Origin of the sequence: Streptomyces rectiverticillatus (assembly GCF_013394065.1) — a bacterium.
GTDB lineage: Bacteria > Actinomycetota > Actinomycetes > Streptomycetales > Streptomycetaceae > Streptomyces > Streptomyces rectiverticillatus.
The window spans coordinates 4,204,453-4,217,963 of record NZ_CP040752.1; the positions used below are offsets into that span (position 1 = coordinate 4,204,453).

The following is a 13,511-nucleotide window of genomic DNA, read 5'->3' on the forward strand; positions in this document are numbered from 1 at the left end:
GGTGAGCCGCCGCACGATCACCACCCTGTTCAGGGCCCTGCCCGACGCCCTGCTGTGGGCGGTGCTCGCCGTACCCGGCGCGGTCGCGGACCTGACCGGCGTGAACGCGCCCCGGCCCTGGTGGCAGAGCGCCATCGGCGCGGCCGTCCTCGCCGTCGCCGTGGCGCTCTCCCGGGCCCGTCCGGTGCTCGCCCTGGCCCTCGCCGCCGGACTCGGGCTCGCCACGTCCCCTTCCCTCTTCACGCTCTCCTACGGGCCCGCGCTCTCCGTCCTCGCCTACCTTCTGGGCCGCCGCTCGGCCGCCGCCCGCCCCGCGCTGTACGCCTTCCCGGCCGTCGCCGCCGCCGGCACGCTGCTCGTCCTCGCCCGCGACGTCGACCCCGTCGTCGAATGGCTGGTTCTGACCGGCACGTTGCTCTTCGGCGCGGTCTTCCCCTGGCTGGCCGGCCGGTACCGACGCCAGGCCCGCGAGCTCGTCGCCGCGGGCTGGAGCCGGGCGGCGCAACTGGAGCGCGAACAGGAGATCGTCGCCGACCGGGCCCGGCTGCGGGAACGCACCCGCATCGCCCAGGACATGCACGACTCCCTCGGCCACGAGCTCAGCCTGATCGCCCTGCGCGCCGGGGCCCTGCAGGTCGCACCCGGCCTCGACGCGACGCACCGGGCCGCCGCCGCGGACCTGCGCGAGGCCGCGGCGGCGGCGACGGACCGGCTCCGCGACATCATCGGCGTCCTGCGCGACGCCGGCCCGGCCGCGCCCGCGCCGCTGACCCCGCCGGACGACTCGCTCCGCGCCCTCGTGGACCGCGCGGCGGCCTCGGGCCTGCCCGTACGCGCCCGGCTGCCCTACGAAACGGCGCTGCCGCCGCTCGTGGAGCGGGCCGCGTACCGCGTCGTCCAGGAGGCGCTGACGAACGCGGCCAAGCACGCGCCGGGAGCGGAGGTTTCGGTGACCGTGGAGAGCGGGGCGGGGGAGACCGCGGTGACGGTCGTGACCGGTCCGGGCCCCGGCCCCACGGCCGCGTCCCCGGCACCCGGAGGCGGTACGGGCCTGCTGGGCCTGCGGGAGCGGGTGGCGCTCGCGGGAGGCGAGTTCACGGCGGGGCCTTGCGGGGACGGCGGGGCGTTCGAGGTGAGCGCGCGTCTGCCGCACGAGCCGGGGCTCCGCCCCGCACCCCGGCCCTCGACGGCCGGAGGGGCCGGAGGGACCGGACGGACCGGACCGACCGGGCAACCGGCGGGCCTCGCACAGGCTCACCGCACCGCCCGGCGGCGGTTCGCCGTCCCCTTCGCCGTCGCGGCCGCCTCCGGTGCCGTCTTCCTCGCCGCGGCCTTCGCCTGGTACGCGTACATCAAGGGCCACTCGGTCCTGAAGCCCGCCGATTACGCCGCCTTGCCCGTCGGTGCGCCGTACGCCGACGTCGCCCCGGTCCTGCCGGACCGGCAGGTCGCCGACCCGCCGGCCGACCGGGCCACGGTCGAGCCGCCCGCCGGCGCGGAGTGCCGCTACTACCGGGCGAGCGGCGAACTCTTCGTCAGCGTCGAACATTTCCGGCTCTGCTTCCGCGACGGGCACCTCGTCGCCAAGAGCCGCATCCCGCGCGCCGGCCCCTCCGGCCCCTCCGGCCTCGCAGAACAGGAAGAGGTCATGGAACAGGAAGAGAAGGAGCGGCTGCGGTGAGCACCGTCAAAGTCCTCGTCGCCGACGACGAGGCGATGATCCGCGCCGGAGTCTGCGCGATCCTGTCCGCCGACCCCGGCATCGAGGTGGTCGCGGAGGCGGCGGACGGCCACGAGGCCGTCGAAGCCGCCCGCGCCCACCGCCCGGACGTGGCGCTCCTCGACATCCGCATGCCCCGCCTGGACGGCCTCGCCGCGTGCGAGGAGATCCGCCGGAGCGCGTCCGGCACGGCCGTCGCGATCCTCACCACCTTCTCCGAGGACGCCTACGTCTCCCGTGCCCTGGGCGGCGGGGCCACCGGCTTCCTGCTCAAGTCCGGCGATCCCTACGAACTGATGGCCGGTGTCCGTGCCGTCGCGGACGGCGGCGCCTACCTCTCCCCGAAGGTCGCCCTGCACGTCATCGCCGAGCTCGGCGGCGAGCGCCTGACGCGCGGGGCCGCCGCCCGCGCCCGGATCGCCGGGCTGACGGCCCGCGAGCGCGAGGTCCTCGCCCTGGTGGGCGAAGGGCTCTCGAACGCGGGGATCGGCCGGCGCCTCCACCTGGTGGAGGGCACGGTCAAGGGCTACGTGAGCGCGGTCCTCGACCGGCTGGGGGCCGGCAACCGGGTGCAGGCCGCGATCGTCGCCTACGAGGCGGGGCTGGTCACCGGTTCGGTCGTGGGCTGACCGGCCCCCCGATTGGTCGGCTCCGGCCGGACGCGGTGGAATGGGGCCATGAGCGATACGGAGCAGCGGCCGCCGCGCGAGATCCGGGCGGCTCTCGACGCGCACTCGACCCTCACCCTGGCCTACGCGGACGAGGACGGTCCGCAGGCGTGCGCGGTGCTCTACGCCCTCGCCGGGCCCGCCGACCCGGCCGGACCGCCCGGACCGCCCGGTGACGACGTCACCGCGCTGCTCTTCGTCACCTCGGCCACCACCCGGCACGGCCGCGCCCTCGTCGCCGCGAGCACGGGCGACCCGGGCGCGGGTGCCCGGGTCGCGTTCACCGCCCAGCGCGACGGGCAGGTGTGGACGGCCCTGACGGGCCTTCAAGGGCGCGGCACCTGCCGCCGCCTGGAGGGCGCGGAGCGCGAGGCCGGGTGGCGCGCGTACAGCGAGCGCTTCCCGTACGTCGACCACAACGACCGGCTCCGGCAGGCGATGGAACGTACCGACCTGTGGGAGCTGCGCCCCGACTGGCTGCGGCTGGTCGACAACGGCCAGGGCTTCGGCCACAAGACGGAGTGGACGCGCCCCACGGCGTGAGCCCCACGGCGTGAGCCCCGCGGGGCCTGTGCCTGCGGGACCTGTGCCTGCGGGACCCGTCCCCGCGACGGCCTACGCCCGGACCAGCACCCGCAGCCGTCCCCGCCCCGCCCGGTCCACGAGCGAGGTGGCCCACCGCGCGAGCAGCAGCCCGCCCAGGAGCGCCACGGCGGCGCCGAGCAGGAGGCCCGCGGCCACGTCGTGCGGGTAGTGCACGCCGAGGAAGACCCGCGAGAAGGCGACGAGCAGGGCCATGGGCAGCACGGCCCACACCAGCACCCGCCGGGCGAGGACGATCCCGGCCGCCAGCGCCGCCGCGAGCGTCGCGTGGTTGCTGGGGAACGACCAGTCACCGTGCGGCGGGCAGGGCGCGAGCGAGGCGACCGCGCCCCGGACCGCCCGGCACGGCCGCTCCTCGTCCACCAGGACCTTGACGATCTCGCTGATCCCGTAGGCGACCGCGGTCGTGACCGGTACGAGCAGCGCGAGCGCGACGCCGCGCGCCCCCGTCCGCCTGTTGCGCCACCAGACGGCGACGGCGACGGCCATCAGCAGCAACAGCCCGGCCTCCGTGCCGATTTCCGCAAGGCTGTGCACCCACTCCGGTGTGGAGCGGGCGAATTCGGTGACGTCGCGATAGAGGCCGTTGTCCACAGTGTCCATGGTCCAGGGAGCCTACGGTCCGTCACTTCGGCGCCACACCGGGCTATCGGCAGGCAGTCCATCCGACTTTCGTCAGACGGCGGCCCGCGAAAACCGCCTGACAGCGGGCTGATGATGAGAAAATCCGGCACCCACCCGGCGGGTATGGGCAGGCGCCCCCGCCGATGTCTCGTAGAGTCTTCGCGTGGGATCTCTGCGCAATCCGATCGGGCCGCTTCCCTCCTCCATCTATTGGCGGCGGAGGGCAGTTGCGCTTGGCCTGCTCGGCCTTCTCGTTCTCGTCGGGCTCTGGTTCGTCACCCTCGGGGGTGACGGCGGCTCAGGTGATGCCCAGGGCAAGGGCTCGGACGGAAAGAACCCGGCCGACAACACCACCATCACCCCCGGACCGGTGCCCTCCGGCCCGCACTTCAGCCAACGCCCGGGCGGGCGCGGCGAGTCGGGCAGCGGCGGTACGGGCGGCAGCGGCACGGACGGCGGTGCCGGTGACGGCCGCTCCGGCGGCGGCGCCTCGGGCAGCGGCGGTTCCGGTGCGGGCGGCGGCGGGACGACGGGCACGGGCGGCGGCAGCGGCGCCCTCGGCACCGGCGACGGCAAGGCCGTTCCGGCCGGCTCGTCCCTGCCCGACTGCGGGCCCGGCTCGGTGCGGCTTGCGATCCGCAGTGTGAAGGACTCCTACGAGCCCGGCGAGAAGCCGAAGTTCGAGATCGTCGTGAAGAACTCCGGCGGAAGTGCCTGCAAGGTGAACTTCGGTTCCACCGCCGCCATTCTGAAGATTGCGCATATCGACGGCGACGACCACGTGTGGGCCTCCGACGACTGCCCCCGGGCCGCGGGCGCGGTGCTGGTCGAGCTCCCCGGTTCGGGCGAGACGAAGCGCACGGTGGAATGGGACCGCAAGCGCAGCGCCCCGCGCTGTGCGACGCCTTCCGGTGAGGGGGCGGCGGGCGCCGGTAAGTACCGGGCCGAGGTCAGGATCGCGGGTGTCACCGAAAAGGTGGAATTCACCCTGGAGAAGGCCTGACGAAAAGGGTTGACGGCCGGGCGTGCGGCCGCGCCGCCCGGCCGTTCGATACGGGAGCGGCAGGAGCCGTACGGCCGATCCGTCCTGGACGGAGCGTTCGAGGGCTCGGCCAACCTCGGGCGCAGGGCCTCAGGCGTAGCGTTCGAGGGCCCGGCCCCGGGGCGCAGGGGCCTCAGACGTAGCGTTCGAGGATCGAGGACTCCGCCAGCCGCGACAGCCCCTCGCGGACCGAGCGGGCGCGGGCCTCGCCAACGCCGTCGACCGTCTGCAGGTCGTCCACACTGGCGGCCAGGAGCTTCTGCAGCCCGCCGAAGTGGTCGACCAGCCGCTCTATGATCGCGCCCGGCAGGCGCGGCACCTTCGCCAGCAGGCGGTAACCGCGCGGCGAGACCGCGGAGTCCAGCGTCTCCGGAGAGCCGCTGTAGCCCAGGGCGCGCGCCACGATGGGCAGTTCGAGCAGCTCGGGGTGGGTGAGGGAGTCCAGCTCGGACAGGGCCTCGGGGACGGTGCGGGTGCGCTTGGCGGTCGGCTCCGGCACGTAGTCCCGCACGACCAGGTCGCGCTCGGGCTCGACGCCCGCGATCAGCTCGTCCAGCTGGAGGGAGAGCAGGCGGCCGTCGGTGCCCAGCTCCACCACGTACTCCGCGATCTCCGTGGCGATGCGGCGCACCAGCTCCAGGCGCTGGCAGACCGCGGTCACGTCGCGGACCGTGACCAGGTCCTCGATCTCCAGGGCGGAGAGGGTGCCGGCGACCTCGTCCAGCCGGAGCTTGTAGCGCTCCAGGGTGGCCAGGGCCTGGTTGGCCCGGGAGAGGATCGCCCCGGACTCCTCCAGTGTCCGCCGCTCGCCGTCCACGTAGAGCGCGATCAGGCGCATCGACTGGCTGACCGACACGACGGGGAAGCCGCACTGGATGGAGACGCGCTGCGCCGTGCGGTGCCGGGTGCCGGTCTCCTCGGTGGGGATCGACGCATCCGGCAGGAGCTGCACGCCCGCCCGCACGATCTTGGTGATGTCCTTGTCGAGGATCAGGGCGCCGTCGAGCTTGCACAGCTCGCGCAGGCGCGTGGCGCTGAACTCCACGTCCAGGACGAAGCCGCCCGTGCACATGGACTCCACCGTCTTGTCCATGCCCAGGACGATCAGGCCACCCGTATTACCGCGGAGGACGCGCTCCAGGCCGTCGCGCAAGGCCGTGCCGGGCGCGACGGCGCTCAGCGAGGCGCGCATCAGACCGTCGGCACCGGAGGAACCCCCGGCCTTGCCGGGGCCCGATGCCCGGTCGTTGGCTGCCACTGCACTCCTCCGGTCGCAAGGTCAACGGTGCCGCAGGCCGCCCTGCTTTCCGTACGTACGGGCGAGACCAGGGCAAAGTCTACTGGCGTATGCGGGCGTCCAGCCTATTCGTCCAGCCTATTAAAGAGGGCCCCCACCCGCTTGGACAGGGCTCTCCCCGGCTCGGTCGTCCGACCCGGCTCTGCGCCGGTTCTCCCGGGGTACCCGCTTGGGCAGCACTCGAAGCGCCTCGCCTATGTCCGCCACCTCCACCACGCGCATCCCGGCGGGGACCTTGCCGGGGTCGCCCGGGACCAGTGCGTGGGTGAAGCCCAGCCGGGCCGCCTCCGCCAGCCGCCGCTGCACTCCGGTGACCCGGCGGACCTCGCCGGCCAGGCCCACCTCGCCGATCGCCACCAGGTTCTTCGGCAGCGGGGTGTCGCTCGCGGCGCTCGCCAGGGCCAGCGCCACGGCCAGGTCCGCCGCCGGCTCGGACAGCTTCACGCCGCCCACCGTGGCGCTGTAGATGTCCCGCTTGCCCAGCGCGCTGATCCGGCCCCGCTGCTCCAGCACCGCCAGCATCATCGACACCCGCGAGGTCTCCAGGCCCGAGGTGGTGCGGCGGGGCGAGGGGATCTGCGAATCGACGGTCAGCGCCTGCACCTCGGCCACCAGCGGGCGGCGGCCCTCCAGCGTCACCGTCAGGCACGTGCCCGGGACGGGCTCGGCACGGCGGGTGAGGAACAGCCCGCTCGGATCGGCCAGGCCGGTGATGCCCTCGTCGTGCAGCTCGAAGCAGCCGACCTCGTCCGTCGTCCCGTAGCGGTTCTTCACGCCGCGCACCAGGCGCAGCCGCGCGTGCCGGTCGCCCTCGAAGCTCAGCACCACGTCGACCAGGTGCTCCAGCAGGCGCGGGCCCGCGATCGCGCCGTCCTTGGTGACGTGACCGACCAGGAGCGTGGCCATGCCCCGCTCCTTGGAGGCCCGGATCAGCGCGCCCGCCACCTCGCGCACCTGCGCCATGCCGCCCGGGGCGCCGTCGATCTCCGGCGAGGCCACCGTCTGCACCGAGTCCAGGATCAGCAGGGACGGCTTGACGGAGTCGAGGTGGCCCAGCACGGCGGCCAGATCCGTCTCGGCCGCCAGGTAGAGGTGGTCGTCGATCGCACCGATGCGGTCCGCGCGCAGGCGCACCTGGCTCGCGGACTCCTCACCCGTCACATAGAGCGTGCGGTGCTCCTCGGACGCGGCCTTCGCCGCCACGTCCAGCAGGAGCGTGGACTTGCCGACACCCGGCTCACCCGCGATCAGCACCACCGCACCGGGCACGAGCCCGCCGCCCAGGACGCGGTCCAGCTCGTCCACACCCGTGCTGCGCGCCGTGGCCCGGCGGCCGTCGACCTGGCCGATGGGCAGCGCGGCCGAGGAGACGCGGCCGGGTGCGGTCGTCCGCACGGCGGGTGCGCCGTACTCCTCGACCGTGCCCCACGCCTGGCACTCGGGGCAGCGGCCGAGCCACTTGACGGTGGTCCAGCCGCACTCGGTGCAGCGGTAGGAGGGCCGGTCCTTGGCGGACGAGCGTGAGGTGCGGGCAGCCATGCGAGCCACCGTAGCGGGGGCCACTGACATTCCGGGGCCCCCGTTCGGCGCGGGGCGCGCAGGGCTCCGTCCATTACCAGAACCGCGGAGCCGTCTGTTTCCGCGGTCCGGCGGGCCTTCCCCCGCAAACTCAGGGGGGACAGCGCAGCCGTGTCCCTATTTTGCGGGAGAACGTCACCCGAATGGGTTAAACCTGCGTCGGCAGTGGCAGCAACGGCCCGTCACCCGCCTACCGTCGCCGGGATGATGACCAGGAGGCCAGAGCACCGACCGCATGCCACCGGCGCGCACCGCGCACACCGCGGTGGGCCGCGCGAGGCCCGCCCGCCTCGGGACAATCAGCACGCGCCGGCGGCGTACGAGGAGCAGCCGGCCTCCGAGGCCGCGACGTCCGCCGCGGTGGCCGAGACGGCCCGCATTCCCGCCGTGCCCGCCGGCCCGCACGACACCCTCGCGCAGCAGCCGCCCCTGCGGTACGACCCCCACCTCGACGGGCTCTTCACCTACTGCCTGTCGGTGCTGTGCGAGCACGACGCCGCGACCGCCGCCCTCGGCGAAGCCCTCGCCCTCGCCGAGAAGCGGTGCGAGCGCGCCCCCGCCGACGAGGAACTGCGCCGCTCCTGGCTCTACGCACTCGCCCGCTGGGCCTGCCTGCGCCGGCTCGTCGCCCCGGAGAACATCGCCCCGGAGAACGTCGCCCTGGAGAAGGTCGACCCGGAGAACCCGGACGCCCCGGGCTCCGAGCCGCCCGCCCCGCCGGATTCGTACCGCCGGGCCGAGCTCGCGCTGCTCGCCTGGCCCGAGGCCGCCGGGACCACCGCCGAGCAGCGCGAGGCGCTCGAACTGGCCGTCCGGCACGGCCTGACCGCCCCCGAGGTCGCCGCCGTCCTCGGCCTGGAGACCGACGGCGCGCGCGCCTTGATGTCCTCCGCGGCCTGCGAGGTCGAGCGCACCCGGACGGCACTGGCCGTCGTGGAATCGGGCCGCTGCCCCGTCGTCGCCCGCTTCGCGGGCGACACCCAGGTGCTGCTCGGCTCGACCCTGCGGCGCGAGCTCGTACGGCACGTCGACGACTGCGCCGACTGCCGCCGCACCGCCGAGCGGTCCACCGCCGGCGAGCCCTGGCCCGGTACGACCGCCTCCTCGGCGCCCCTGCCCCTCCTCCGGGCGCCCCGGGCCGCCGCGTACGCCGCCATGCTGTCCGCCGTGAGCGCGGGCCGGCAGCGCGGCGCCCAGGCGCCCGCGGCCCCCCGCTTCGACCGGCGCGGCTACCCCGTCGACCCCAAGGACCGCACGGCGCGCCGCAGCCGCCTGCGCAGCCGGGCCGTCACCACGACCGTCGTCGCCACCGTCATCGCCGCGCCCGTGCTCGCCCTGTGGGCCGCGTGGCGCGGCGCGCCGGAGACGGGGGAGGCGCGCCCGGACCCCGCGGCCGTCTCCGCGAAGGAGACCGGCGCCGTCGGCGAGCGCCCCTACCGGGGGCCGGGGCCCGCCCCGCGCCCCGCCGGCACGGGCGTCACGCCCGGGCGCGTGGCCACCGGGCTCTCGGTGGCGGTCATCGGTCCGGACGGCAGACCCGTACCGCCCCCGCGACCCGGCACCGCCCCGCCCTCCCCCGCGGGCGGTGCCGCCCCGCCGCCCGCGCCGCCCGCCGCCCGGGCGCCCGGCCCCGGCCGGCTGACCGTCACGGCGCAGCCCAGCGGCACCGCTACGGTCGTCACGCTGACGGCGAGCGGCGGGCAGGCGGTGGTGTGGTCGATGACGGCCGACGCGCCGTGGCTACGGCTGAGCCGGCCGGGCGGCGTGCTGCAGCCCGGGCAGTCCGTGACCGTGGTGATCGAAGTCGACGGCGAGCGGGAGCCGGCAGGGCCGTGGCGCGCGCGGGTGACCGTCGCACCGGGCGGCACGACGGTCACGATCGAGGGCCGGGGCCGCCCGGTGGTCTCGTCCCCCGCAGCCACGCAGCCCCCGCCGACACCGACGGGCACACCACCGGCCCCGGCGGGCCCGACCCCGCCGTGACCACCCCGGGGCGCGAGCGGGCCCCGCTCCCACCCCCCGAACACCCGGGCCCGGCCCGGCACCGCCGGTCGCCGCCGTCGTGGTGGCGCGCCGTCGCGGCGGATGGGAGGTCCGGGTTGCGGCCACCCGTGGCTACGCGGCGGTGGCGGTAGCGGCAGCGCGGGCACTCGTGCAGGCACTCATGCATGCCGGTCCGGCAGCGCACCCCCGCCGCAGCGGCGCGTAACCACGACGCCGCAGCCCGGCAGTGCCGAACCAGCCGTCAGTTCTGTCCGCGGCAGCAGGCCCGCCGCCGGGCCGGTGGGCGTTCGTGCAGGCGCTCATGCATGCCGGTCCGGCAGCGTGCCTCCGCCGCTGCGGCGCGTGACCACGACGCCGCAGCCCGGCGGTGCCGAATCAGCCGCCCGCCGTGCTCGCGCAGCAGGCCCGCCGCCGGGCGCCCGCTTCTACGGGCGCGCGTCCGCCGGATGCGGAGCCATCGGCAGCAGCGCAGCCATCCGCTCCTCGCAGAGCTCGACCAGCCGCTCGTAGGCCTCCTTGCCCATCATTTCCGTGAGCTCCGGCCGGTACGTCACGTACACCGGGTCGCCGGCGCCGTGCGCCGACGTCGCCGAGGTGCACCACCAGTGCAGGTCGTGGCCGCCCGGGCCCCAGCCGCGGCGGTCGTACTCCCCGATGGAGATCTGCAGGACGCGCGTGTCGTCCGGCCGGTCGATCCAGTCGTACGTCCGCCGCACCGGCAGCTGCCAGCACACGTCCGGTTTGGTCTCGAGCGGCTCGCGGCCCTCCTTCAGGGCCAGGATGTGCAGCGAGCACCCCGCGCCGCCGGCGAAGCCCGGCCGGTTCTGGAAGATGCACGAGCCCTTCCAGCGGCGCGTCTGGCGGTCGCCGTCCTCGTCGAGCTGGGTCCAGCCGGAGTCCGTGCCCACGTCGTGGAACTGCCAGATCTCGGGTGTGAGCCGCGCCACGTGCCCGGCGACCCGCTTCTCGTCGTCCTCGTCGGAGAAGTGCGCGCCCAGCGTGCAGCAGCCGTCGTCGGCGCGGCCGGCCTGGATGCCCTGGCAACCGCTGCCGAAGATGCACGTCCAGCGCGAGGTCAGCCACGTCAGGTCGCAGCGGAAGACCTGTTCGTCGTCGGCCGGGTCCGGGAACTCGACCCAGGCGCGGGCGAAGTCGAGCCCGACCTCGTCGGAGACCGCCGGCGCCTTCGCCGGGGTCGCCGAGGTCGCCGGGTTCTTCGAGGTCACCGAGGTGCTGGAGGAGGTGCTGGAGGCCGCTGCGGAGCGGTCGCGCTTTTTGCCCTGCTTGCCCTGCTTGGCCTTCTTCGTCTTTGCCACCCCACAAGCCTATGCGCCCCCGGCCCCGGCAGTAGCGTTCAGGCCATGAGACTCGGTGTCCTCGACGTGGGTTCGAATACGGTCCATCTGCTCGTGGTGGACGCGCACCCGGGCGCGCGCCCGCTGCCCGCCCACTCCCACAAGACCGAGCTGCGCCTCGCCCAGCTCATCGACCAGGACGGGGCGATCAGCGACAAGGGCATAGACCGGCTCGTCGCCGTCCTCCAGGACGCCCTGCAGGCCGCCGAGGACAAGGGCTGCGAGGACGTCCTGCCGTTCGCCACCTCCGCGGTCCGCGAGGCCGCCAACGCCGACACGGTCCTGGCCCGCGTACAGGAGGAGACCGGCCTCACGCTGCCCGTCCTGACCGGCGACGAGGAGGCGCGCCTGACCTTCCTGGCCGCCCGCCGCTGGTTCGGCTGGTCGGCCGGAAAGCTTCTGGTCCTCGACATCGGCGGCGGCTCCCTGGAGATCGCCCTCGGCCTGGACGAGGAACCGGACGCCGCCGCCTCCCTCCCCCTCGGCGCCGGCCGCCTCACCACCTCCTGGCTGCCCGGCGACCCGTCCGACCCGACGGACGTCCGGGCCCTGCGCCGCCACGTCCGGGCCCAGATCGCCCGCATCGTCGGCGACTTCGTGCGCCTCGGCCCGCCCGACCGCGTCGTCGCCACCTCCAAGACCTTCAAGCAGCTCGCCCGCATCGCCGGCGCCGCCCGCTCCACCGAGGGCCTCTACGTCCAGCGCGCCCTCAGCCGCCGGGCCCTGGAGGACTGGGTCCCCCGGCTCGCCGCCATGACCACCGCCCAGCGCGCTCAGCTGCCCGGCGTGTCGGAGGGCCGGGCGCACCAGCTGCTGGCCGGCGCGCTGGTCGCCGAGGGCGCGATGGACCTGTTCGGGGTGGACGAGCTGGAGATCTGCCCGTGGGCGCTGCGCGAGGGGGTCATCCTGCGCAGGCTGGATCACCTGCCGACCCCGAGGGAGAGCTGACCGCCACGGCTGACCGCCACGGCTGACCGCCACGGCTGACCGCCACGGCTGACCCGCCGCCCCCACGGCCGACCCGCCGCCCCCCCCGGCTGACCGCCACGGCTGACCCGCCACATCGGAGGTACCCGCACGCCGTACGAGAGGCGGTCGTACGCTGTCCCTCGTGACAGAGCCAGTGGTGCGCATCCCGGATGCGAAGGTCGCGCTGTCCACGGCCTCGGTCTACCCCGAGTCGACGGCGACGGCCTTCGAGATCGCCGCACGCCTGGGCTACGACGGTGTCGAGGTCATGGTCTGGACCGACCCGGTCAGCCAGGACATCGAGGCGCTCCGCCGCCTCTCGGACTACCACCAGGTGCCGATCCTGGCCGTGCACGCACCCTGCCTGCTGATCACCCAGCGCGTCTGGTCGACCGACCCGTGGGTCAAGCTCCAGCGCGCCCGGGCGGCCGCCGAGAAGCTCGGCGCGAGCACCGTCGTCGTGCACCCGCCCTTTCGCTGGCAGCGCGGCTACGCCCGCGAGTTCGTCCGCGGCGTCTGGCGGATGGCCGACGAGACCGACGTCCGCTTCGCCGTCGAGAACATGTACCCGTGGCGCTACCGCGACCGCGAGATGCTCGCCTACGCGCCCGACTGGGACGTCACCAAGGACGACTACCGCCACTTCACCGTCGACCTCTCGCACACGTCCACCGCCCGGACGGACGCCATCGCGATGATCGACCGGATGGGCGACCGGCTCGCCCACGTCCACCTCGCCGACGGCAACGGCTCCGCCAAGGACGAGCACCTCGTGCCCGGCCGCGGCAAGCAGCCCTGCGCCGAGCTGCTGGAGCGCCTCGCGACCCGCGGCTTCGACGGACACGTGGTGATCGAGGTCAACACCCGCCGCGCGATGTCCGCAGCCGAGCGCGAGGCCGACCTCGCCGAGGCCCTCGCCTTCACCCGGCTGCACCTGGCCTCGCCCAGCCGCGTGCCCCGGCCGTGAGCGCGGCAGGGGGCGGGGGAGTGGGCGGGGGAGCCGGTGCCGGTGCCCGAAGCGGTGCCGGGAGCGGTGCCGGAGCCCCCAGGAGACGTGGCCGGCCCGCCCGGACGGACGCGGGCAGCGGCCCCGGCGCCCGCGAGCGCATCCTCGCCGCCGCCCGCGCCGAATTCGCCGAGCGCGGCTACGACAAGGCGTCCATCCGCGCCATCGCGAGGGGCGCGAACGTCGACCCGGCGCTCGTCCACCACTACTACGGCCCCAAGGAACAGATCTTCGCGGCCGCCATCGCCACCGACTTCGCACCCGCACTCGAAGCGCCGGACGTCGTCCAGGCCGGCGGCCCGGAGGCCCTGGGGGAGCGGCTCACCCGCTTCATCCTCGGCGTGTGGGAGAACCCGGACACCCGCGAACAGCTGCTTGCGATCGTCCGCTCGGCCGTCGCCAACGAGACCGCCGCCGCCGTCTTCCGCGACCTCGTCACCACCCGGCTGATGGCCCGCATCGCGGGCGAGCTCGACGTCCCCGACCCGAAGCTGCGCTCGGAGCTGGCCGCGGCCCACCTCGTCGGCGTCGCCATGCTGCGCTACGTGATCAAGGTCGAGCCGCTGGCGTCGGCGGACCTGGAGCAGGTGATCGCGATAGTGGCACCGGCGGTGCAGCGGCACCTGGCGGGCCACGCCTGACGGC

12 protein-coding genes are annotated in these 13,511 nt (G+C 75.0%); 8 read left to right on the forward strand and 4 right to left on the reverse strand.

Features of this window, described 5'->3' with window-relative positions; all coding sequences use genetic code 11:
* The first annotated feature begins 1 nt into the window (after nucleotide 1).
* From FGW37_RS18350 to FGW37_RS18360, 3 genes are read left to right on the forward strand one after another with little or no spacing between them, the layout of a single operon-like run.
* Entirely contained in the window at nucleotides 2-1,681 is a 1,680-nt protein-coding gene (locus FGW37_RS18350) for a sensor histidine kinase (protein WP_246430437.1), read from the forward strand.
* A gap of 35 nt (nucleotides 1,682-1,716) precedes the next feature.
* Nucleotides 1,717-2,349, forward strand: coding sequence for a response regulator (locus FGW37_RS18355; protein ID WP_179084769.1), 633 nt, complete (start codon nucleotides 1,717-1,719; stop codon nucleotides 2,347-2,349).
* Nucleotides 2,350-2,397: 48 nt separating this feature from the next.
* A complete protein-coding gene (locus tag FGW37_RS18360; RefSeq protein ID WP_179082034.1) occupies nucleotides 2,398-2,931 on the forward strand; it encodes a pyridoxamine 5'-phosphate oxidase in 534 nt (177 codons plus the stop codon).
* Between the two features lie 72 nt (nucleotides 2,932-3,003).
* On the opposite strand, the gene FGW37_RS18365 is transcribed toward FGW37_RS18360, so the two are convergent.
* On the reverse strand, nucleotides 3,004-3,594 hold the full coding sequence (locus tag FGW37_RS18365; protein WP_179082035.1) for a phosphatase PAP2 family protein: 591 nt from the start codon (nucleotides 3,592-3,594) through the stop codon (nucleotides 3,004-3,006).
* Between the two features lie 184 nt (nucleotides 3,595-3,778).
* On the opposite strand from FGW37_RS18365, the gene FGW37_RS18370 reads away from it, so the two are divergent.
* Nucleotides 3,779-4,618, forward strand: coding sequence for a hypothetical protein (locus FGW37_RS18370; RefSeq protein WP_179082036.1), 840 nt, complete (start codon nucleotides 3,779-3,781; stop codon nucleotides 4,616-4,618).
* A 172-nt stretch (nucleotides 4,619-4,790) separates the two neighbouring features.
* On the opposite strand, the gene disA is transcribed toward FGW37_RS18370, so the two are convergent.
* Nucleotides 4,791-5,915 carry a DNA integrity scanning diadenylate cyclase DisA gene (disA, locus tag FGW37_RS18375; RefSeq protein WP_179082037.1) on the reverse strand — a complete coding sequence of 375 codons (1,125 nt, stop codon included), beginning with the start codon at nucleotides 5,913-5,915 and terminating at the stop codon, nucleotides 4,791-4,793.
* 120 nt (nucleotides 5,916-6,035) lie between these two features.
* Nucleotides 6,036-7,493 carry a DNA repair protein RadA gene (radA, locus tag FGW37_RS18380; RefSeq protein ID WP_179082038.1) on the reverse strand — a complete coding sequence of 486 codons (1,458 nt, stop codon included), beginning with the start codon at nucleotides 7,491-7,493 and terminating at the stop codon, nucleotides 6,036-6,038.
* 246 nt (nucleotides 7,494-7,739) lie between these two features.
* Between radA and FGW37_RS33865 the strand changes: the two genes are divergently transcribed.
* Entirely contained in the window at nucleotides 7,740-9,515 is a 1,776-nt protein-coding gene (locus tag FGW37_RS33865; protein ID WP_281394846.1) for a BACON domain-containing protein, read from the forward strand.
* A 446-nt stretch (nucleotides 9,516-9,961) separates the two neighbouring features.
* On the opposite strand, the gene FGW37_RS18390 is transcribed toward FGW37_RS33865, so the two are convergent.
* Nucleotides 9,962-10,762 (reverse strand): DUF3109 family protein, encoded by an 801-nt coding sequence (locus FGW37_RS18390; RefSeq protein WP_425506650.1) that lies wholly within the window; start codon nucleotides 10,760-10,762, stop codon nucleotides 9,962-9,964.
* A gap of 135 nt (nucleotides 10,763-10,897) precedes the next feature.
* Here FGW37_RS18390 and FGW37_RS18395 point away from each other — a divergent pair, with 135 nt between their 5' ends.
* The 3 genes from FGW37_RS18395 to FGW37_RS18405 all read left to right on the forward strand — a co-directional run bounded on the left by FGW37_RS18395 (nucleotide 10,898) and on the right by FGW37_RS18405 (nucleotide 13,507).
* Nucleotides 10,898-11,839, forward strand: a complete 942-nt coding sequence (locus tag FGW37_RS18395; RefSeq protein WP_179082041.1) for a Ppx/GppA family phosphatase — start codon at nucleotides 10,898-10,900, stop codon at nucleotides 11,837-11,839.
* Nucleotides 11,840-12,002: 163 nt separating this feature from the next.
* A complete protein-coding gene (locus tag FGW37_RS18400) occupies nucleotides 12,003-12,827 on the forward strand; it encodes a sugar phosphate isomerase/epimerase family protein (RefSeq protein WP_079110629.1) in 825 nt (274 codons plus the stop codon).
* A gap of 20 nt (nucleotides 12,828-12,847) precedes the next feature.
* Nucleotides 12,848-13,507 carry a TetR/AcrR family transcriptional regulator gene (locus FGW37_RS18405; protein WP_179082042.1) on the forward strand — a complete coding sequence of 220 codons (660 nt, stop codon included), beginning with the start codon at nucleotides 12,848-12,850 and terminating at the stop codon, nucleotides 13,505-13,507.
* Nucleotides 13,508-13,511 lie beyond the last annotated feature (4 nt).